18 protein-coding genes are annotated in these 21057 nt (G+C 59.3%); 8 read left to right on the top strand and 10 right to left on the bottom strand.

Annotated features, from left to right (window positions below):
• The first annotated feature begins 74 nt into the window (after positions 1-74).
• The 5 genes from ACIF4X_RS02920 to ACIF4X_RS02900 all read left to right on the top strand — a co-directional run bounded on the left by ACIF4X_RS02920 (position 75) and on the right by ACIF4X_RS02900 (position 4471).
• Positions 75-872: a MetQ/NlpA family ABC transporter substrate-binding protein gene (locus ACIF4X_RS02920; protein WP_322845508.1), complete on the top strand. Its 798-nt coding sequence runs from the start codon at positions 75-77 to the stop codon at positions 870-872.
• 645 nt (positions 873-1517) lie between these two features.
• A complete protein-coding gene (locus tag ACIF4X_RS02915; RefSeq protein WP_397480844.1) occupies positions 1518-2183 on the top strand; it encodes an amino acid ABC transporter permease in 666 nt (221 codons plus the stop codon).
• Positions 2164-2823 (top strand): amino acid ABC transporter permease, encoded by a 660-nt coding sequence (locus ACIF4X_RS02910; RefSeq protein ID WP_053116496.1) that lies wholly within the window; start codon positions 2164-2166, stop codon positions 2821-2823. Before ACIF4X_RS02915 ends, ACIF4X_RS02910 begins: the two co-directional genes overlap by 20 nt.
• Entirely contained in the window at positions 2820-3602 is a 783-nt protein-coding gene (locus ACIF4X_RS02905) for an amino acid ABC transporter ATP-binding protein (RefSeq protein WP_397480843.1), read from the top strand. Before ACIF4X_RS02910 ends, ACIF4X_RS02905 begins: the two co-directional genes overlap by 4 nt.
• Positions 3599-4471 carry a transporter substrate-binding domain-containing protein gene (locus tag ACIF4X_RS02900; RefSeq protein ID WP_016985632.1) on the top strand — a complete coding sequence of 291 codons (873 nt, stop codon included), beginning with the start codon at positions 3599-3601 and terminating at the stop codon, positions 4469-4471. Before ACIF4X_RS02905 ends, ACIF4X_RS02900 begins: the two co-directional genes overlap by 4 nt.
• Positions 4472-4692: 221 nt before the next feature.
• On the opposite strand, the gene ACIF4X_RS02895 is transcribed toward ACIF4X_RS02900, so the two are convergent.
• Positions 4693-5889 carry an AAA family ATPase gene (locus ACIF4X_RS02895; protein ID WP_397480842.1) on the bottom strand — a complete coding sequence of 399 codons (1197 nt, stop codon included), beginning with the start codon at positions 5887-5889 and terminating at the stop codon, positions 4693-4695.
• A gap of 202 nt (positions 5890-6091) precedes the next feature.
• Here ACIF4X_RS02895 and ACIF4X_RS02890 point away from each other — a divergent pair, with 202 nt between their 5' ends.
• Genes ACIF4X_RS02890 through ACIF4X_RS02880 form a run of 3 tightly spaced genes read left to right on the top strand, consistent with a single transcriptional unit; the run spans position 6092 to position 11300 of the window.
• Positions 6092-7195 (top strand): efflux RND transporter periplasmic adaptor subunit, encoded by a 1104-nt coding sequence (locus ACIF4X_RS02890; RefSeq protein ID WP_397480841.1) that lies wholly within the window; start codon positions 6092-6094, stop codon positions 7193-7195.
• The gene (locus ACIF4X_RS02885; protein ID WP_397480840.1) at positions 7192-8256 is read left to right on the top strand and encodes an efflux RND transporter periplasmic adaptor subunit; all 1065 of its coding nucleotides are present in this window, start codon (positions 7192-7194) and stop codon (positions 8254-8256) included. The genes ACIF4X_RS02890 and ACIF4X_RS02885 overlap by 4 nt, the downstream gene beginning before the upstream one ends.
• Positions 8253-11300, top strand: coding sequence for an efflux RND transporter permease subunit (locus ACIF4X_RS02880; RefSeq protein ID WP_397480839.1), 3048 nt, complete (start codon positions 8253-8255; stop codon positions 11298-11300). The genes ACIF4X_RS02885 and ACIF4X_RS02880 overlap by 4 nt, the downstream gene beginning before the upstream one ends.
• A gap of 218 nt (positions 11301-11518) precedes the next feature.
• Here the strand turns inward: ACIF4X_RS02880 and ACIF4X_RS02875 are convergent, their stop codons facing one another.
• The 9 genes from ACIF4X_RS02875 to tcyN all read right to left on the bottom strand — a co-directional run bounded on the left by ACIF4X_RS02875 (position 11519) and on the right by tcyN (position 21056).
• On the bottom strand, positions 11519-12145 hold the full coding sequence (locus tag ACIF4X_RS02875) for a class I SAM-dependent methyltransferase (RefSeq protein ID WP_397480838.1): 627 nt from the start codon (positions 12143-12145) through the stop codon (positions 11519-11521).
• A gap of 152 nt (positions 12146-12297) precedes the next feature.
• Entirely contained in the window at positions 12298-12942 is a 645-nt protein-coding gene (locus ACIF4X_RS02870) for a methionine ABC transporter permease (RefSeq protein ID WP_034151854.1), read from the bottom strand.
• Complete coding sequence (locus tag ACIF4X_RS02865) at positions 12932-14053, bottom strand: methionine ABC transporter ATP-binding protein (RefSeq protein WP_397480837.1); 1122 nt, start codon at positions 14051-14053, stop codon at positions 12932-12934. The genes ACIF4X_RS02870 and ACIF4X_RS02865 overlap by 11 nt, the downstream gene beginning before the upstream one ends.
• Before the next feature lie 2 nt (positions 14054-14055).
• On the bottom strand, positions 14056-14865 hold the full coding sequence (locus ACIF4X_RS02860) for a MetQ/NlpA family ABC transporter substrate-binding protein (RefSeq protein WP_397480836.1): 810 nt from the start codon (positions 14863-14865) through the stop codon (positions 14056-14058).
• A 125-nt stretch (positions 14866-14990) separates the two neighbouring features.
• Entirely contained in the window at positions 14991-16349 is a 1359-nt protein-coding gene (locus ACIF4X_RS02855; RefSeq protein WP_397480835.1) for an LLM class flavin-dependent oxidoreductase, read from the bottom strand.
• Entirely contained in the window at positions 16349-17542 is a 1194-nt protein-coding gene (locus tag ACIF4X_RS02850; RefSeq protein WP_397480834.1) for an SfnB family sulfur acquisition oxidoreductase, read from the bottom strand. The genes ACIF4X_RS02855 and ACIF4X_RS02850 overlap by 1 nt, the downstream gene beginning before the upstream one ends.
• A 25-nt stretch (positions 17543-17567) precedes the next feature.
• A complete protein-coding gene (locus ACIF4X_RS02845; RefSeq protein WP_397480833.1) occupies positions 17568-18809 on the bottom strand; it encodes an SfnB family sulfur acquisition oxidoreductase in 1242 nt (413 codons plus the stop codon).
• A 267-nt stretch (positions 18810-19076) separates the two neighbouring features.
• Complete coding sequence (locus tag ACIF4X_RS02840) at positions 19077-19841, bottom strand: hypothetical protein (protein ID WP_397480832.1); 765 nt, start codon at positions 19839-19841, stop codon at positions 19077-19079.
• 465 nt (positions 19842-20306) lie between these two features.
• Positions 20307-21056: an L-cystine ABC transporter ATP-binding protein TcyN gene (gene tcyN, locus ACIF4X_RS02835; RefSeq protein ID WP_007918739.1), complete on the bottom strand. Its 750-nt coding sequence runs from the start codon at positions 21054-21056 to the stop codon at positions 20307-20309.
• Between the last annotated feature and the right edge of the window lies 1 nt (position 21057).

The raw sequence follows: 21057 nt of genomic DNA, 5'->3' as shown, positions 1-21057 counted from the left end.
GGCGATATCACTTCACTGGCACACGTATTAATGCCGTCGTCGATGACGACCGTGATTTTCGATAAGGACACTGCATGAAAAAGGTTCTGTTGTTTACCGCATTGGCGGCTGCTCTGACTGCTTCCCTGGCCAATGCCGGCGAGAAACTGGTGGTTGCCGCGACCCCGGTCCCGCACGCTGAAATCCTCGAGCTGATCAAACCGACCCTGGCCAAAGAAGGCGTGGATCTGGAAATCAAAGTCTTCACCGACTACGTTCAGCCGAACGTACAAGTGGGCGAGAAGCGTCTGGACGCCAACTACTTCCAGACCCTGCCGTACCTGAACAGCTTCAACCAGGGCAAATACAAGGACGACAAGTCCAAGTACCTGGTGACCGTGCAGGGCGTGCACGTTGAACCGTTTGGTGGCTACTCGAGCAAATACAAGACCCTGGCTGAACTGCCGGACGGCGCGACCATCGCGATCCCGAACGAAGGCAGCAACAGCGGCCGTGCGCTGATCCTGCTGCAGAAGGCTGGCCTGATCGAACTGAAAGATCCGAAAAACGCGGTGGCAACGCCGAAAGACATCGCCAAGAACCCGCACAACTTCAAGTTCAAGGAACTGGAATCGGCGCTGCTGCCACGCGTTCTGAAGGAAGTTGATCTGGACATGATCAACACCAACTACGCGCTGGAAGCCAAGTTGAACCCGCAGAAAGATGCGCTGGTGATCGAAGGCGCTGACTCGCCTTACGTGAACTTCCTGGTGGCCCGTGAGGACAACAAGAACAGCGACGCGATCCAGAAACTGGCCAAAGCCCTGACCAGCCCGGAAGTCAAAGCGTTCATCGAGAAGAAGTACAACGGCGCGGTACTGCCGGCGTTCTGATCTGACGCTTGAGTGAACCCCTTCAAAGTGTGAAAACGCCGATGGCCAGCGATGGTCATCGGCGTTTTTGTGTGTACGTTGGAAAAGCCCCTCACCCTAACCCTCTCCCAGAGGGAGAGGGGACTGATTGGGGGATGCTGTGGAGGTACGCCGACCTGAAATGGCTCTACCGAATCCATAATCGACAAGGTCTGTCAGGTCGATGTTTGACGAAAGACACTGCGGTCGGCCCCCTCTCCCTCGGGGAGAGGGCTGGGGTGAGGGGCTTTGGACTTACGCAGCAGCCTTCAACGCCCGCCTCAACGCCACCAACAATTTCAAAATCTCCTGCGGATCCAGTCGCTGCGGCACTTTTACGTCCATGTTCTCTTCCTTGTTATGGGTTTGGCCGGGAGAGTCTGGCCAAAAGCTGTTCGTCCTTGGAGGGCTTTCGTGAAAAAAAGATCCGTCCTACAGCGCAAAGGAAAATAGCCTTCTTATTCCTTCCCGGCAAACCCACAGGATAGTTTTTTGGGTGATATCAATATGCTTTAACGGTATTTAAATTCTTGTTTTTATACCTATAAAGTCGATGCTTGCCGGACAGCCATCCGTTGTCCATGGACTGCATCACCGTCGCTTACCGAGCGGCGTTCAGGACGTTTCATGACTTTCGATTACGCATTTATCCTCAGCACGCTGCCGGCATTTCTCAAAGCCGTGGGCGTAACGCTGCAGGTGGGATTTATCGCCATCGGCACCTCGTTGCTGGTGGCTTTGCTCAACGCGACCATTCTGGTGTTCCGCACGCCTTGCCTGCAAAAACTGGTGGGCCTGTATGTTGAGCTGGCGCGTAACACACCGCTGCTGATCCAGTTGTTTTTCGTCTACTTCGCCTTGCCGGCAGTAGGGATTCAGGTGTCCGGTTTCACAGCCGCGATCATTACCATGACCTTTCTCGGCGGCGCTTACCTCACTGAAGTGCTGCGCGCGGGCGTCGATGCCGTGCCGCAGGCGCAGCTAGAGTCGGGGCGCTCCATCGGCCTCTCTCACGGCCAACTATTGCGCTATGTGATCCTGCCGCAAGCGGGAATCCTCAGCCTGCCGTCGCTGTTCGCCAATTTCATTTTCCTGCTCAAGGAAACCACCGTGGTCTCGGCGGTGGCGGTGCCGGAAATTCTCTACACCACCAAAAGCTACATCGCGCTCTACTACAAAACCTACGAAATGCTCGCCGTGCTGACGCTGATCTGCGTGCTGTTGTTCTTGCCGCTGTCGCTGCTGCTCAACCGTCTGGAAAGGAGGCTCCAGCATGGCCAGTTCGGGTCTTGAGTTGCTCTGGGTGTCGTTGCCGCAATTGGCCAAGGGCGCCGGGCAAACCTTGTCGATCTCGTTTCTGAGCATCGCCATCAGTACGGTCGGCGGCGTGCTCTACGGCGTGTTGCGCACGCTCAACGTCACCTGGCTGAACGCGATTTTGCGGGTGTATCTGGAGCTGTTCCGGGCGATTCCGGTACTGGTCTGGCTGTACCTGTTGTTTTTCGGCTTGCCGATTTTCTTCGGCCTGAGCATTCCGAGTTTCTGGTGCGCAGTGCTGGTGCTGTCGCTGTGGGGTGCGAGTGAGGTCGGTGAGGTGGCGCGCGGTGCGCTGCATTCGTTGCCACGCGGGCAGCGTGAAGCGGGTCTGTCGATTGGCCTGAACGCGGCGCAACTCTATGGCTACGTGCTGCTGCCACAAGCGCTGAAACGCATGACGCCGCCAACCATCAATGTCTACACGCGGATCATCAAGACCAGCTCACTGGCGGTGTTGATCGGCGTGGTCGACGTGATCAAGGTCGGTCAGCAGATCATCGAGCGCACTTATGAATCGGTGCTGATCTACGGCGTGCTGTTTCTGTTTTTCTTTTTCATCTGCTACCCGCTGTCGGCCGCCTCGCGCGTGCTGGAGCGGCGCTGGACGCAAGCATGAGCGCATTGATCGAGTTTCACGGCTTCAACAAATTCTATGGCGAGCAACAGGTGCTCACCGGCATTGATCTGCAAGTGCTGAGCGGCGAAGTGATCGTCATCCTCGGACCCAGCGGTTGCGGCAAAAGCACCCTGCTGCGTTGCCTCAATGGTCTGGAAGAGGCGCACAGCGGCAGCCTGAAATTTGTCGGCCGCGAGCTGCTGGGCAAGTCCACTGACTGGCGCGAGATCCGTCAGCAGATCGGCATGGTGTTCCAGAGTTATCACCTGTTCCCGCACATGAGCGTGCTCGACAACCTGCTGCTCGGCCCGCTCAAGGTGCAGAAGCGCCAGCGCCGCGAAGCGCAGCAGCAAGCCGAAGCGCTGCTCGAACGCGTTGGCCTGGCAGACAAGCGTGATGCCTTCCCGCGCCAGCTCTCCGGCGGCCAGCAACAACGCATCGCTATCGTCCGTTCGCTGTGCATGAACCCGCGCGTGATGCTCTTCGACGAAGTCACCGCCGCCCTCGACCCGGAGATGGTCAAGGAAGTGTTGCAAGTCATTCAGGGCCTCGCTCGCGAAGGCATGACCCTGTTGATCGTCACCCACGAAATGGCCTTCGCCCGCGCGGTGGCCGACCGCATCGTGTTCATGGATGCCGGGCGCATCCTTGAACAGAACCCGCCCGAGATTTTCTTTACGAACCCGCAAACCGCACGCGCGCAGCAGTTTCTGGAGAAGTTCTCCTTCGTTGCAACACTGCCAAAAACGAATCCGACAAAGGAACTGGAACTGTTATGAAAACTGCCGCTTTTTTACTGCCCTTGCTCAGCCTCGCACTGCTTGCCGGATGCAGCAAAACCGAAGAACCGCCGAAGCCGAAGGTCGCCAGCGAAAGCACCGCGCCGGCCGGTTACCTGGACAAGATCAAGGCTCGCGACAAACTGATCGTCGGCGTGTTCACCGATAAGCCACCGTTCGGTTTTGTCGACGAGGCCGGGCGCTACGTCGGCTTTGATACTGATATCGGCCGGCGTTTCGCCAAGGATCTGCTCGGCGATGAAAACAAGGTCGAGTTCGTGGCCGTCGAGCCGGCGAGCCGCATTCCGTTCCTGCAGAGCGACAAGGTCGACCTGATCCTCGCCAACATGACCGTCACGCCTGAGCGCAAGGAAGCGGTGGAATTCACCAACCCGAACCTCAAGGTTGCAGTGCAGGCACTGGTGCCACAAAGCAGCTCGGTGAAAAACCTGGATGACCTGGCGACCCGCACCACCATCGTTACTACCGGCACGACTGCTGATATCTGGCTGACCAAGAATCACCCGGACTGGAAACTGCTGAAGTTCGAGAAAAACTCCGAGTCGTTGCAAGCCCTGGCCAATGGCCGTGGCGATGCTTATGCACAGGACAACCTGGTGCTGTTCAGCTGGGCCAAGCAGAACCCGGGCTATCGCGTGCTCGATGAAAAGCTCGGTGCCGAAGCGCCGATTGCGCCGGCGGTGAAGAAGGGCAATATCGAGCTGCGTGACTGGGTGAATACCGAGCTGACAAAGCTGGGTGAGGAGAAGTATCTGCTCAAGCTGTACGACCAATATGTGCGTAAAGAATTGAGCGATGACACCAAGCCTGAGAGCGTGATTGTTGAAGGGGGCAAGTGGCAGGGGTGATTGTCTGTTGGGTCGGTGGTGAGGCTTGCCCCTCACCCCAGCCCTCTCCCGAGGGAGAGGGAGCCGACCGAGTTGTCTTGCATCGGACATCGACCTGCGGAACCGAGTCGATTATGGATTCACAGATGCATTTTCACGTCGGCGTAATTCAACAGCATCCCCCAATCAGTCCCCTCTCCCTCTGGGAGAGGGTTAGGGTGAGGGGCTTTTGGCTGGAACGCTCAATCCGGCCAGTTCCACGCCGGCTCATCCAGCACCCGCTGGCCGACAATCCCCGTCTGTCCCAGGGTTTTCTCCAGCACAATGCAGTTGCACTCCGGATCTTCCTGCAACGCCGAAATCAACCGCCGCGCATGGGACACCACCCACACCTGACACTGCTCCGAGGCCCGGATAATCAACCGCGCCAACGCCGGCAACAGATCCGGGTGCAGACTGGTTTCCGGTTCGTTCAGCACCATTAATGACGGTGGCCGTGGCGTCAGCAGCGCTGCGACCAGCAGCAGATAGCGCAACGTCCCGTCCGACAATTCCGCCGCCGACAATGGCCGCAACAAACCTTCCTGATAAAACTCGATGGCAAAACGTCCACCGGCCTGCGCTTCGATATGCACCCGTGCGCCCGGAAACGCATCGGTAATCGCCGCACGCATCGCGTCGCCGTCACCTATCTCAATGATGGTCTGCAACGCCGCCGCCAGATCACGCCCATCGTGATGCAGCACCGGCGTGCGCGTGCCCAGTTGCGGTTGGCGCACCGGCGCGTCGGCATCGCTGCGAAAATGATCGTAGAAGCGCCAGCGGCGGATGAACTCACGCATCTGGAACACTTCCGGCGAGCTGCGCAGGCTGCCGACCTGATCGAACAGGCTGTCAAAGTTCGGCGTGTGCTGTGCCAGCACATCCCATTTGCGCTCGGCGCGTGCGCGGATCATCGGACCGTCGCGGTCCACCAACAGGCTGGCGGGCCGATAATGCGGGCCGGCCCAGATGCATTCGCGCTTGATCTGCGGGTCGAGGCTGAAGCGCGAGGGGATCGGCCGCGAATGTTCGGGCAACATGAAGTGCCCGTTGGAGTCGGGCAGCCCGAGGCTGATCGAGTAACTGAAATCTTCCCCGGCAAACCCCAGGCGCAATCGCTTCACCCCCTGACGAACCGTCGACTGAATGGGCACTTCGCCGCTGCGCATGCGCCGGCTGATGGTTTCCGGCCCGGCCCAGAAGGTCGAATCCAGCCCACCCTCACGGGCCAGCGCATTGACCACACCGCCCTGAGCGGTTTCCGCCAGCAGGCGCAAGGCCCGATAAAGATTGGACTTGCCGCTGCCGTTGGGGCCGGTGATCAGGTTCAGGCGGCCGAGCGGGATTACCAATTTGTTGATCGAGCGGTAATTGGCCACCGCCAGGGTCTTGAGCATGGAATTCCTTCTCTTCAGGCGCCCATTGTAGGAGCTGCCGCAGGCTGCGATCTTTTGATCTTTTAAAAACACCATTCAAAAGATTGCAGCCTTCGGCAGCTCCTACGGGGAAATATTGTGATCGCGCAGGCGAAGGCGGAACCCTGTTCTAAGCTCACAGTCGTATCGTCACTTGCACGTTCGTACACAGGAAGGAGTCTGCATGGCGAGTCCCGGTTTGAAAACAGCGGTCGTGCTGAGTCTGTTCACCCTGCTGACCGCTTGCGGCGAAAAAAAGGCCCCTGAGGAATACTTGCCACGGGTTTTTGTACAGGAAGTCAAACCCGCGGACTACGCGGCTTCGGTGACGTTGACCGGTGATGTGCAGGCGCGCGTGCAGACTGAATTGTCGTTTCGCGTCGGCGGCAAGATCATCCAGCGCATGGTCGATGTCGGCGACCGCGTCACCGCCAAACAGGTGCTGGCCAAACTCGACCCCAAGGATTTGCAGACCAACGTCGATTCGGCTCAAGCCCAGGTCGTCGCTGAACAAGCCCGGGTGAAACAGAGCGCTGCGGCGTTCGTGCGTCAGCAAAAACTGCTGCCCAAGGGCTACACCAGCCAGAGCGAATACGATTCCGCACAAGCCGCATTGCGCAGCAGCCAGAGCGCTCTGAGCGCGGCGCAGGCGCAACTGGCCAATGCCAAGGATCAACTCAGTTACACCTCACTGATCGCTGACGCGCCGGGCGTTATCACTGAGCGTCAGGCCGAGGTCGGCCAGGTCGTGCAGGCCACCGCGCCGATTTTCAGTCTGGCTCGCGATGGCGATCGCGATGCGGTGTTCAACGTTTATGAATCGCTGCTCGCTGAACGCCCTGCGGATAACAGGATCACCGTCAGCCTGCTCGATAACCCCGAGATCAAAACCACCGGCACCGTGCGCGAAGTCACCCCGGCGGTGTCGGCACAGTCCGGCACCGTGCAGGTCAAAGTCACCCTCGACAAACTGCCGCCGGGCATGCAGCTCGGTTCGGTGGTCAGTGCCACGGCCAAAGGCTCGGGTAAATCGGCAGTCGAACTGCCGTGGTCGGCGCTGACGAAAAATATCAGTGACCCGGCGGTGTGGCTTGTCGACGACAAAGGTGAGGCGCAGTTGCACACGGTCACCGTCGGCCGTTACCTGACGGGCAAAGTCATCATCAGCGAAGGCCTCAAGGGTGGCGAGAAAGTCATCGTTGCCGGCGGACAGTTGTTGCACCCGGGAATGAAAGTCGAGATTGCCGAAAACACCTACAAGGATCTGCAACCGGGAGCGCAGCCATGAAGTCTCTGTGGCTGTTACCTGTTGCTGTGTTGTTGGCCGCGTGCTCGAAGAAAGAACCGCCGCCCGAGCCGGTACGTCCGGTGCTGTCGGTCAAAGTCGAAGCGCTGAGTGAGGAAAACCTCGGCCGTTTTGCCGGCAGCATCCAGGCGCGCTACGAGAGCAACACCGGTTTCCGCGTCGGTGGCCGTATCGCCAGCCGTAACGTCGATGTCGGCGCCGAGGTGGAGAAGGGCACATTGCTCGCCACCCTCGACCCGTCCGATCAGCAAAACCAGTTGCGCTCGGCTCAAGGCGATCTGGCCAAAGTCCAGGCGCAATTGATCAACGCGCAAGCCAACGCTCGCCGTCAGCAGGCGCTGTTTGATCGCGGCGTCGGTGCGCAGGCACAACTGGACATTGCCACCACCGATCTGAAAACCACGCAAGCCTCGCTGGATCAGGCGCGCGCGGCGGTCAACCAGAGCAAGGACCAGCTCGGCTACACCGAACTGCGCTCCGACCACCGCGCCGTGGTCACCGCGTGGAATGCCGAGGCCGGGCAGGTGGTCACGGCGGGTCAGCAAGTGGTGACGCTGGCGCAACCGGACATCAAGGAAGCGGTGATCGATCTGCCGGATACCCTGGTCGATCAGATCCCCAGCGACGTGGTGTTTTCCGTGGCCGCGCAACTCGACCCGAGCATCAACACCACGGCCGTCATCCGCGAGATCGAGCCGCAGGCCCAGAGCGCCACGCGCACCCGGCGTGCACGCCTGACCCTGGCCGAGACGCCCGACGGCTTTCGCCTCGGCACGGCGATCAGCGTCACCCTGAGTTCGGCCATCAAACCGCGTATCGAATTGCCCGTCACGGCGTTGCAGGAGGTCGACGGCAAACCGCGCATCTGGGTGATCGACACGCAAAACAAAACCGTCAGTCCCCGTGACGTCACGGTGATCAGCCGCACTGACAGCAGCGTGGTGCTCGCGGGCGGTGTGAAGAACGGCGAGCGCGTGGTCAGCGCCGGCGTCAACAGTCTCAAACCCGGACAATCCGTGAAACTTGACGAGGACAGTCAATGAAAGGCTCTTTCAACCTCTCCGAATGGGCCCTCAAGCATCAGTCTTTCGTCTGGTACCTGATGTTCGTCGCGTTGCTGATGGGCGTGTTCTCGTACTTCAATCTGGGCCGCGAAGAAGACCCGTCGTTCACCATCAAGACCATGGTGATCCAGACCAAATGGCCGGGTGCGACGCAGGAGGAAACCCTCAAGCAGGTCACCGACCGCATCGAGAAAAAACTCGAAGAACTCGACTCCCTCGACTACGTGAAAAGCTACACGCGCCCAGGCGAATCGACGGTCTACGTGTACCTGCGCGACACCACCAGTGCCAAGGACATCCCGGAAATCTGGTACCAGGTGCGCAAGAAGATCAACGACATTCGCGGGCAGTTTCCCCAAGGGATTCAGGGGCCGGGATTCAACGACGAGTTCGGTGACGTGTTCGGTTCGGTGTATGCGTTCACTGCCGACGGACTGACCATGCGGCAGCTGCGCGATTACGTCGAACAGGCCCGCGCGGAGATCCGCAATGTGCCGGGGCTGGGCAAGATCGAAATGGTCGGCCAGCAGGACGAAGTGATTTACCTGAACTTCTCCACGCGCAAACTCGCAGCGCTGGGCATTGACCAACGCCAGGTGGTGGAAAGCCTGCAATCGCAGAACGCCGTGACGCCGGCAGGCGTGATCGAGGCCGGGCCCGAGCGGATTTCCGTGCGGACGTCGGGGCAGTTCGCGTCGGAGAAGGATCTGGCTGAGGTCAATCTCAAGCTCAATGATCGTTTCTATCGTCTGGCCGATATTGCCGACATCAGTCGCGGTTACGTCGATCCGGCCACTCCGGAGTTTCGTTTCGACGGCAAACCGGCCATCGGCCTCGCCATTGCCATGCAGAAGGGCGGCAACGTTCAGGAATTTGGCAAGGCCTTGCATGCGCGCATCGACCAACTGACGGCGGACTTGCCGGTCGGCGTCGGCGTGCACACGGTGTCCGATCAGGCGGTGGTGGTGGAAGAAGCGGTCGGTGGCTTTACCAGTGCCCTGTTCGAGGCGGTGATCATCGTGCTGGTGGTCAGCTTCATCAGCCTCGGCGTGCGCGCCGGTCTGGTGGTGGCGTGCTCGATCCCGCTGGTGCTGGCGATGGTCTTTGTGTTCATGGAATACAGCGGTATCACCATGCAGCGGATTTCTCTCGGCGCACTGATCATCGCCCTCGGCCTGCTGGTGGACGACGCGATGATTACCGTGGAGATGATGGTCACGCGCCTGGAGATGGGCGAGACCAAGGAGCAGGCTGCCACGTTCGCCTACACCTCGACGGCGTTCCCGATGCTCACCGGTACGCTGGTGACCGTCGCCGGTTTCGTGCCGATCGGCCTCAACGCCAGTTCTGCCGGTGAGTACACCTACACACTGTTTGCGGTGATCGCGGTGGCGATGATCGTCTCGTGGGTGGTGGCGGTGTTCTTCGCGCCGGTGATCGGCGTGCACATCCTCAGCGCCAACGTGAAACCCCATGAGGCGGAACCGGGTCGCATCGGCCGCGCATTCAATGGCGGGTTGCTGTGGGCCATGCGCAACCGCTGGTGGGCGATCGGCGTCACCGTGCTGCTGTTTGTCCTGTCGATTTTTTGCATGCGCTTTGTGCAGAACCAGTTCTTCCCGGCATCGGACCGGCCGGAAATTCTGGTCGATCTGAACCTGCCGCAAAACGCTTCGATCGACGAAACCCGCAAGGCCGTCGACAAACTGGAAGCAACCCTCAAGGGTGATCCGGACATCGTGCGCTGGAGCACCTACATCGGTCAGGGCGCGATCCGTTTCTACCTGCCTCTCGACCAGCAATTGCAGAACCCGTACTACGCGCAACTGGTGATCGTCAGCAAAGGCTTCGAGTCTCGCGAGGCGCTGAGCGCACGACTGCGTGAGCGGTTACGCAAAGAGTTCGTCGGGATTGGCAGCTACGTGCAGGCGCTGGAAATGGGCCCGCCAGTGGGGCGTCCGATCCAGTACCGGGTCAGCGGCAAGGACATCGATCAAGTGCGCAAACACGCCATCGACCTCGCCACCGAACTGGACAAGAACTCGCACATCGGCGAGATCATTTACGACTGGAACGAGCCGGGCAAAGTCCTGCGCATCGACATCGCCCAGGACAAGGCCCGGCAGCTCGGACTGTCGTCCGAAGACGTGGCGAACCTGATGAACAGCATCGTCAGTGGCTCGCCGTTGACCCAGGTCGATGACGATATCTACCTGATCAACGTGGTCGGTCGTGCGGTGGATTCCGAACGCGGCACGCCGGAAACCTTGCAAAACCTGCAGATCGTCACGCCGAGTGGTACGTCGATTCCATTGCTGGCGTTTGCCACGGTTCGATATGAACTGGAACAACCGCTGGTGTGGCGTCGCGACCGTTTGCCGACCATCACCATCAAGGCTTCGGTGCGCGACGAGATCCAGCCGACCGATCTGGTGAAAATCCTCAAGCCGTCGATTGATGCCTTCGCCGAGAAACTGCCGGTCGGCTACAAAGTCGCCACCGGCGGTACGGTCGAGGAAAGCGGCAAGGCGCAGGGGCCGATTGCCAAGGTCCTGCCGTTGATGCTGTTTTTGATGGCGACCTTTCTGATGATCCAGCTGCACAGCGTGCAGAAGATGTTCCTGGTGGCGAGTGTCGCGCCGCTGGGGCTGATCGGCGTGGTGCTGGCGCTGGTGCCGACCGGTACGCCGATGGGTTTTGTGGCGATACTGGGGATTCTTGCGCTGATCGGCATCATCATCCGTAACTCGGTGATTCTGGTGACGCAGATCGATGAGTTCGAGAAGAAAGGTTATGCGCCGTGGGACGCGGTGGTCGAGGCGACCGAGCATCGACGCCGGCCGATTCTGCTCACTGCTGCGGCAGCGAGCATGGGCATGATCCCGATCGCCCGCGAAGTGTTCTGGGGGCCGATGGCGTACGCGATGATTGGCGGGATCGTGGTGGCGACGTTGCTGACGCTGCTGTTCCTGCCGGCGCTGTATGTGGCCTGGTACAAGATTCGCGAGCCGAAGAAGGATTGAGTCAACAGCAGCCCCTCACCCTAACCCTCTCCCAAGGGAGAGGGTTAGGGTGAGGGGCTGCCTTGGAGATACGCCGACCTGAAATATCTTCGCTGAATCCATAATCGACTCGGTCTCTCAGGTCGATGTATGAAGCGAGGCATCTCGGTCGGCCCCCTCTCCCTGTGGGAGAGGGCTGGGCGGGCGGCGTTCCGATGAGGGGCTTTTCCTGACTCAACTCAGTCCTTGCGCCAGACGCTGGCCAACCAAGGCTGCTGCTCTCGCGGCAGCCCTGCCGGGCGGTAGTAATGCTCAAGCTCGACAAACCCCGCCGCCGACAGCAACCCTTGCCACGCCGCCAGATCGTGATACGAGCCATACCGCGGCCCGTTCCAGCCCTCACGATTATCCCCACGTGGATTGGAACTGAACAACACGCCACCCGGTTTCAACGCGCCGTGCAGTTGCTTGAGTACCCGTGGTAATTCCTGCAACGGCACATGAAACAGCACCGCGTTGGCGAAGATTCCGTCGAAACGTTCGGCCGGCAGATCCAGTTTCAGAAAATCCTGCTGCAACACCTCACAGCCACTGTCCTCACGGGCCATTCGCGCAAATTCCTGCGAACCGTCGAGGCCGACGGCGATGTGACCCATCCGTGTAAACGTTTGCAAATCCCGGCCCGGGCCGCAGCCGAAATCCAGAATCGTGAAGGGCGCTGAGACCTGGATATGCCGCAGCAACGCATTGATGTTCTGGCTGACATCGTGATCGCGAGTGCCTTCACGAAAATCTTCGGCCACCGAGTTGTAGTGGCCGAGGGTGGTGGCGGTGATCTGTTCGAGATCGTTGGGGGTTTGCTTCATGGTCGGGTGCATGTTCAGGGAGAGATGTGCCGACTATAAGCGAAAAGATCGCAGCCTGCGGCAGCTCCTACAGGGGCCGATTGCACCGTTCATCCAACGGTCGACGTCGGTCCTGCAGGAGCTGCCGCAGGCTGCGATCTTTTGATCTTGCCTCACCGCTTATTCAACCCCCGAGCCAACCGATCCCCACCCAACTGAATCACCGCCACCAACGCCACCAGCAAGACAATCACCGTCAACATGATCTGGCTGTCAAAGCGCTGATAGCCGTAGCGATAGGCGATATCGCCCAACCCGCCAGCACCAATTGCCCCGGCCATTGCCGAGGAGTTGATCATTGTCACCAAGGTAATGGTGAAACCGCCGACAATTCCCGGAAGCGCCTCCGGCAACAACACATGCCAGACAATGTGCCAACGCCGGCAACCCATCGCCTGCGCGGCTTCGATCAAACCATGATCGACCTCACGCAGACTGACTTCAGCAATCCGCGCAAAGAACGGCGTCGCGGCAATCGTCAGCGGTACCACCGCTGCCCAGACACCGTATGTAGTGCCGACAATCAACCGGGTAAACGGAATCAGCGCGACCATCAGAATCAGAAACGGGATCGAGCGGAACAGGTTCACGAACGCGCCCAAGGCACGGTTCAAAACCGGCGCTTCGTAGATGCCGCCCTTGTCGCTGGTGACCAGAATCACCGCCATGGGAATCCCCACCAGCAGCGCGATCAGCGACGAAACACCGACCATCAGGAACGTGTCGATAAAACCCTGCAACAAGCGATCAAACCACATAACCCAGCACCTCCACCCGTTGCGCCCAAGGTGCCGCGCGTTCGTGCAACTGCTGAGCGCTGAGCGAAGATCCGCTCACCGCCAACAGTAATTGCCCCAGCGCATGCCCCTGAATCCGTTCGACGCCACCCTGCAGCAACTTCACTTGGCCACCGAGGGCGGCGAACAACGCAGCCAGATCCGGTTCGTCACTGGCACTGCCAGTGAACTGCAAGCGCAGCACCACAGCGGCAGCGGAGGAGGGCGCTTGCGTGTGCAAGCGGCTTTGCAATTCTTCCGGTAGCGCGTGTTGCAGCGGTGCGAGCAAGGTTTGGCTGACTTCGTGCTGTGGATTGCCGAACACTTCCCACACCGGGCCTTGCTCGACGATCCGACCATGTTCGAGCACGACAACGCGATCACAGATTTCGCGAATCACCGCCATTTCGTGAGTGATCAGCACGATGGTCAGGCCCAGGCGTTGATTGATCTCGCGCAGCAGGCCAAGGATCGACTGGGTGGTCTCTGGATCGAGCGCCGAAGTGGCCTCGTCGCAGAGCAGAATATCCGGGTCATGAACCAACGCGCGGGCGATGCCTACGCGTTGTTTCTGCCCGCCGGACAGCTGCGCAGGATAGGCCTTGTGCTTGGCTTGCAGGCCGACCAGCTCGAGCAGTTCACGCACCTTTTTCTCGCGTTGTTCTTTCGGCACGCCCGCGACTTTCAGCGGCAGTTCGACGTTCTGCCAAACAGTCTTGGCCGACATCAGATTGAAGTGCTGAAAAATCATGCCGATACGCCGGCGCAGGGCGACAAGACGGTCTTCATCGAACTCGCCGATGTCGACTTGATCGATCAACACCCGCCCTGAGGTCGGTTGCTCCAGACGATTGATCGTGCGAATCAGCGACGACTTGCCGGCGCCGCTGCGGCCGATAATGCCGAACACTTCGCCGCGCTGAATTGCCAGATCGATGCCCTGCAAAGCCGCGACCGGGCCTTGCCGGCCGTTGTAGGTTTTACCCAGGCCGATGAAACGTACGTGGGCGCGATTCAACTCGGGGTGCAGCTCGGTTTTTTCAGCATTGTGGGGCTCTGGAATCTCCAGTCGCCGTTGGATCGCGGCCGTCATGCTCAGCTTTCCCAGCCGGCTTGATACAGCTTGCCGTGGGCCTTATCCAGCGCCGCGCGAACGACCGGCGAATGCTGGTAAATATCGACGAATTTGATCAGGCGCGGATCGGTTTTGCTCTTCGGCTGGATGACGAACTGGATCACGTATTCCTTGTGGTCGAGGCCGTCGAACAGCAGTGCCGAACCGGCATCGAAAGTCTTCGCCAGACGGATGTAGGCCGGGTAGCCCTGGACCAGATCGGCGTCGTCATAGGCGCGCACCAGTTGCACGGCTTCGACCTGGAGGATTTTGATTTTCTTTGGGTTGGCGACGATATCGTCTTCGGTAGCCTTGTAGCCGACGCCCGGTTTCAGCGTGATCAAACCAGCCTTGGCCAGCAGCTGCAAACCCCGGCCACTGTTGATCGGGTCGTTGGCGATGGCGACGCTGGCGCCTTCGGGCAACTCATCGAAGCTTTTGTATTTTTTCGAATAGAGGCCGACGTTGTTGATGATCCCTGGGGCGAACGGCACCAGATCAAAACCGGACGCAGCTTTGGCGTTTTCGAGGAACGGGATGTGCTGGAAGTAGTTCACGTCGATGTCGCCAGCGGCGAGGCTGACGTTCGGTGCGATCCAGTCGGTGAACTCCACCAACTCGACGTTCAGGCCTTGTTTGGAGGCCTCTTCGACGGCGGCTTCCAGCGGGATGGCGAAGGCGGCGGTGGTGCCGATTTTCAGCGGAGCGTCGGCGGCGAAGACCGCCGAGCTGAACAGGCCGAGGGCCAGGGCCAGTGCTTTGACTGGGTGGGACAGGCGTTTGTTGGTCATGATGGTTTTCCAGTCAGTGCATAAATTTTTGGTGTCTGTTGTGGCCTCATCGCTGGCAAGCCAGCTCCCACAGGTTTTGTGAACGCTACAGACCCTTGTGGGAGCTGGCTTGCCAGCGATGCTTTCTAGCGGCGAAACGCGGAGCCTGTGTGCTGCGCGGGCAGGTGCGCTTCGCCATGAAACAGCTTCTCGCGCAAGCTGCCGGTGTCATACGCGGTCTTGTAGGAACCACGCCGCTGTAGCTCCGGAATCACCAGGTCAATGAAATGGATATAACTTTCCGGCGTAACAATCCGCGTCAGATTGAACCCATCGAGGCCGGTCTCGGCAATCCACGATTCCAGTTCATCCGCCACTTGCTCAGCCGAGCCGACCACGGTGATGTAACGACCACCAAGGGCGTGCTGATCGAGCAATTTGCGCCGGGTCCAGTCGTTGTTCTGCAGGTTCTTGGTCGCCGACTGAATCGCGTTGCTCTTCACGTACTGGATCGGTTCGTCGATTTCGTACTGCGAAAAATCGATGCCGGTCGACGCGGAAAAATGCGCCACGCCGGCCTCGGCGCTGGCGTAGCTGAGATACTCGGCGTGCTTGGCCCAGGCGGCTTCCTCAGTCGCGCCGACAATCACGTTAAGGCCCATGAACACCTTGATGTCCTCGGGATTTCGCCCCGCTTCAACGGCGCTGGCACGCACTTTGTCGACCTGAACCCTGGTCGATGGCTTGTTCTGACCGCTGATGAAAACGCACTCGGCATGGCGCCCGGCGAAGAGCAAACCGCGATCAGAACTGCCCGCCTGAAACAACACTGGCGTGCGTTGTGGTGAAGGCTCGCAGAGGTGATAGCCCTCGACCTGATAAAACTCGCCCTTGTGTTCGACCTTGTGCACTTTTTCCGGGTTGGCGTAGATGCGTTGTTCGCGGTCGTTGAGTACGGCGCCGTTTTCCCAACTGCCTTCCCAGAGTTTGTAGAGCACTTCCAGGTACTCGTCGGCCTGATCATAACGACGGTCGTGCTCGACCTGTTCGCGCAGGCCCATGGCTTTGGCGGCGCTGTCGAGGTAGCCGGTGACGATGTTCCAGCCGACGCGACCACGGCTCAAGTGATCGAGCGTGGACATGCGGCGGGCGAACAGATAGGGCGGCTCGTAGGTGAGATTCGCGGTGAGGCCGAAGCCGAGATTTTTGGTCACGGCGGCCATGGCTGAAACCAGCAGCAGCGGATCGTTGACCGGTAACTGGATCGACTCTTTCAGCGTCACGTCGACCGAGTTCTGGTAGACGTCGTACACACCGACGATGTCGGCGATGAACAAGCCGTCGAACAGCCCACGCTCAAGCAATTGCGCCAGTTCCGTCCAGTATTCGAGGGTGTTGTAGCGCGTCGAGGTGTCGCGCGGATGCGTCCACAGGCCATGGTTGATGTGGCCGATGCAGTTCATGTTGAACGCGTTGAGCAGGATCTTCTTTTTTGCGGCGCTCATCAGATCGTCCCTCGCAACGGAGGTTTTTCGTCATTGAGGTAGTAGTTGCCCACCGCGTGATACTTCCAGCGCACCGGGTCGTGCAGCGTATGCACGCGGGCGTTACGCCAGTGGCGGTCGAGGCCGTGCTCGATCAGGGTCGCCTGGCTACCGGCCAGTTCGAACAAGGTGCTGCCGGCGGCCAGAGAAATTTCGGTGCTGATCGCCCGTGCTTCGGCGACGGCAATGGATGCGGCAGCGACGGTCTCTGCGTTGGTCTCGGCTTGCGCGGCGTCGAGGAATTCGCCGGCACGTTCGAGCAAGGCTTCGGTGGCGTGCAGGCGAATGCTCAAGTGGCCGAAGCTTTTCAGCGTCAGCGGATCTTCGGTGGCTTTATCGTTGCCGGAATCGATCCATGGGCGGGTTTTGCTGCGCACGAAGTGCAGCGCGTCTTCGTAAGCGGCGCGGGCGATGCCGGTGTCGATGGCGGCGTGAAGGATTTGTGCCAACGGGCCGACCGTGGTTGGGCGTTCGAAAGCGCTTTGAAACGGCAGCACGTCTTCGGCGGCCACATACACGTCTTCGAACACTACGGAGCCGCTACCGGTGGTGCGTTGGCCAAAGCCGCTCCAGTCGTCGATCACCGTCAGGCCTTTGCTGTCACGCGGGACGAAAGCCAATTGCTGTACGCCGTTTTCATCCACCACAGAAGTCGGAATGCGCTGAGCGTAAATCGCTCCGGTCGCATAGAACTTGCGGCCATTGATGCGATAGCCGTCACCGTCGCGTTTGAGACTGGTGACGCGGTCGTGGGCCGTTTTGGTGCCCAGTTCTGCCAAGGCATTGCCGAAGCGTTGGCCGGCGATAACCTCGGCGTACAGCCGCTGTTTCTGCGCATGGCTACCGTTCACCCGCAGCACTTCCAGCGCGTAGAAATGGTTCTGCGGAATCTGCCCGAGCGAACCGTCAGCCTGAGCGATCAGGGCGATGACTTTCGCCAGGGTCACGTTGGACACGCCGGCGCCACCGTATTCTTTCGGCACGCTGATGCCCCATAGACCGGAGCGGGAAAATACATCGAGTTCCGGCAGTGGCAAGCGACGTTCACGGTCGCGCAGGGCGCTGTCGCGTTTGAAATCTTCGGCCAGGTCGCTGGCGACGATCAGGGCTTGCTCATCGCTGGTGATGACCGCGACGTGATGGGAAAGCGTCATGTTTTTCTCCAGATGTCTGGTCGTCTCAGATCCAGGAATGGCGAGCCGGCAAAGTGCCGTTGAGGCGGTAGGCGCCGACCGCGTGATATTTCCAGCGCACCGGGTCGTGCAGCGTGTGCACGCGGGCGTTGCGCCAGTGACGGTCGAGGTTGAATTCGGCGAGGGTCGCGCGGCTGCCGGCCAGTTCGAAAAGTTTCTCGCTGGCGAGTAAAGAAATTTCGGTGGTCAGCACTTTCGCTTCGGCCACGGCGATAGAAGCGCGTGCGGCGGATTCTGCGGTGAGCGTTGCGGCGTGCACTAGATCAAGGACTTTGCCGGCTTTGCGCAGCAGCGCTTCGGCGGCGTGCAGCTCGATTTTCAATTTGCCGATGTCGGCGATTACGTAGAGGTCATCGCTGGCGCGATCAACCTTGGCATCGATCCATGGCCGTGCACGGGTTTTGACGAACTCGATGGCGTCGTCGATGGCACCACGGGCGATGCCGGCGTCGATGGCCGCTTGAATCAGCTGCGACACGGCGCCTTGGGTGTTTGGGGTTTCGTTGATCTTCCAGTTGTCGACGACCAGGCTCGACTCGACACGCACGTTGTTCAACAGAATCGTGCCGCTGGCAGTGGTGCGCTGACCGAAGCCTGACCAGTCATCAACGATGCGCAGGCCCGGCGTACCACGACGGACAAAGGCCAGCACTTGCTTGCCGTCATCGTTGAGCGCCTTGACCGCCACCCAATGCGCAAACAGCGCACCGGTGGAATAAAACTTCTGGCCGTTGATCACGTAATCATCACCGTGGGCGGTGATCCGAGCTTTCAGCTCCAGGGTGTTTTTTGTGCCGCGTTCCGGGCCGGCGTTGCCGATGCGCCAGCCTTCCAGAACGCTCTGGAACAGCTGCTTTTTCTGCGCTTCGGTGGCGCTGCCGAGCACCAGATTGATGATGCCGAACTGGTTCTGCGGGATCTGTCCCAGCGCCGGATCGGCGGCAGAAATGATCGCGAATACTTCGGCCAATGTGACGAACGAAACCTGCGGACCACCGTATTCACGCGGGATGGCAATGCTGCCCAGACCGCTGCGGGTGAATTGCTCGATTTCTGACCACGGCAACTTGCGCTGACGGTCGCGTTTGGCAGCCTGCACGCGGGCGACTTGCGCCAGTTCATGGGCGGCCTTGATGGCTTGGGCGTCGTTGCGCAAGACCTGCGCGGGCAACAACAGTGGGGCGATGTCCAGATCCGACTGGACGTTTGCGTCTGCCAGACTGGACATCAGTGCCGCTCCTTGGCTGCACGCAATGCCCTGGCGATCTGCACTGGGGTGATTGTGTTCCGGACCATACTACCTACCTCACATCTCATGAAAAACGCCGCAAAAGTGCGGCGAACGAAAGAATGTCCGGTGGTCCGGTTCATATACCCTAAGCGTGTATAAATATTAAATAAACTAACTTTTAGGAATATGTATAGAAGGGGTGATGGTCGGGTTGGTTAAGAATTTTCAGATAAGGGGGCCGGGGCCCCTTCATCGTTGAGAGGATCAATCTTTACGCGATTCGGCAGCCAAGAGTTTTGGCCTGAGGGGCACTTTCAGATAAGGGTTTGCGCAACCGATCTTCAGCGTTCTTGGCGGCGCCCAGCGCGAGTTGTTGCCGACCCGATCGAGAATGCAATACGTCACGTCCAGCCGCAGATCCTCGCCTGCTTCGACAATCACCGCCGGGGGCACCCAGACCTGAATCGGCAACCCGATATCCGCTGCCGTGATCGGCGCCAGATCCATGCGTACATCGCCCCAGCGCAAGGTAATGGCGTCGTCCTCGGCCATGTTCAGGTAGGGCTCAATGGTCAGCGGAACGCCGCGTTTGATCTGGTTTGGATTCACACCCTGACGGCGAATGGCGTCGGGGATGGTCACGGGGGCCAGTTGCTGGTTTTCGTCTCCGCTCAGCGCTGAAGGTTGCCCGCCGGGGCAGTCCAGTTTGACCTGCACGCGCGTCGCCGCCGATAACGCCGGCCCCTGACCGACCTGCATCACCCGGTAGTGAATGCGCGTGGTGCCGTTGACGATAAAGCTTTCCGGGACCCGTAGGCTGATTGCGGTGCCGACGTCATCCGCTGTCAGCACCCTGGAGGCGACATAGCATTTGTTCCAGAACAGCTCGATCAGGTCTCCGCTATCCATGTCGGGATAGGGTGACACCTCGACCACCAGATGGGCGGCGGCGGCCAGATTGATGCCGTTTTTTTGCGCTGGCGTCACGGTCGGCGCTGCCAGTTCGGGGGTATGCGAAGTTCGGGTCATCGATTTCTCTCCTTGAAGCCTTGCAGCGAAGTCCGTTTCTGGAAGAACAAAAGGCGTGAATAAACTGGCAATAAAACATTGAACTTTTATTCAAGTTGAATACGGGGTTGGTTGAACTAAGTGGTGCCGGTTGTCGACTAGATAAGAGTCTGCGGGAGGGGGTGTCAATAGACGATGTTAGTTAATCCGTTAATTACGAATTAATCAGAAGTTTCCTACGTCGTTGAGGCCGGATGCCTAAGTGCCAAGACGAAATGAGCCACGGAACTGAAGGTTTTTTTGCGTTTTTTGCTTAGATTTATTCGAGCGCTCTCATGCCGGGTGGAGCGGGTAGCAGGCGGGCATTATCTGTTGCAGAACATATATATGTACCGCTTCGGATATGTGTTGTCTGGAGGGGTAATGCTGGTGTTTGTTGAAGGTAACTTCCATCCGTGGAAGTTTCCGATGCGGCGATAAAATTATTTAGGCGTGATTCAGAAACTTGCTGAGAAACTGTTTAGTGCGTTCTTCTTTCGGATTGGCAAACAATGCTTTGGCTTCGCCTTGTTCAACGATCACGCCTTTGTCAAAAAACACCACACGGTTGGCCACGTCGCGAGCAAAACCCATTTCGTGGGTGACGATGACCATGGTGCGTTTCTCTTCAGCCAGGCCACGAATGGTCGCCAGCACTTCGCCGACCAGTTCCGGGTCGAGAGCCGACGTCGGTTCGTCGAACAGGATCACTTCCGGTTCCATCGCCAGCGCCCGGGCAATCGCCACGCGCTGTTGCTGACCGCCGGAGAGGCGACGAGGATAAGCATCTTCCTTGCCGGCGAGCCCCACCTTGGCCATGAGCTTTTTGCCCAGAACAATGGCAGCGTCGCGCGGCATCTTCTTGACCACGATCGGGCCTTCGATGACGTTCTCCAATGCGGTGCGATGGGGGAACAGGTTGAAGTTCTGGAACACAAAGCCCACATGCTGGCGCAGGTTGCGCACCAGACTTTGCTGCTGGTTGAGCGGGCGGCTGGTATCAATCTCGATATCGCCGACCTTGATCCGGCCGCTGGTGGGTTGTTCAAGGAAATTCAGACAGCGCAGGAATGTCGTTTTCCCCGAACCGCTGGGGCCGATGATCGCGACGACTTCGCCTTCCTTGACCTCAAGGTCGATGCCATTGAGCACCACTTGACCCTTGAATTGCTTGGTCAGTTTTTCCACGACAATCATG

The organism is Pseudomonas sp. NPDC085632 (genome assembly GCF_044541255.1).
Taxonomy (GTDB): Bacteria; Pseudomonadota; Gammaproteobacteria; order Pseudomonadales; family Pseudomonadaceae; genus Aquipseudomonas.
Note: the sequence above shows the minus strand (reverse complement) of the source record. Positions and strands in the feature narration are given on the sequence as shown.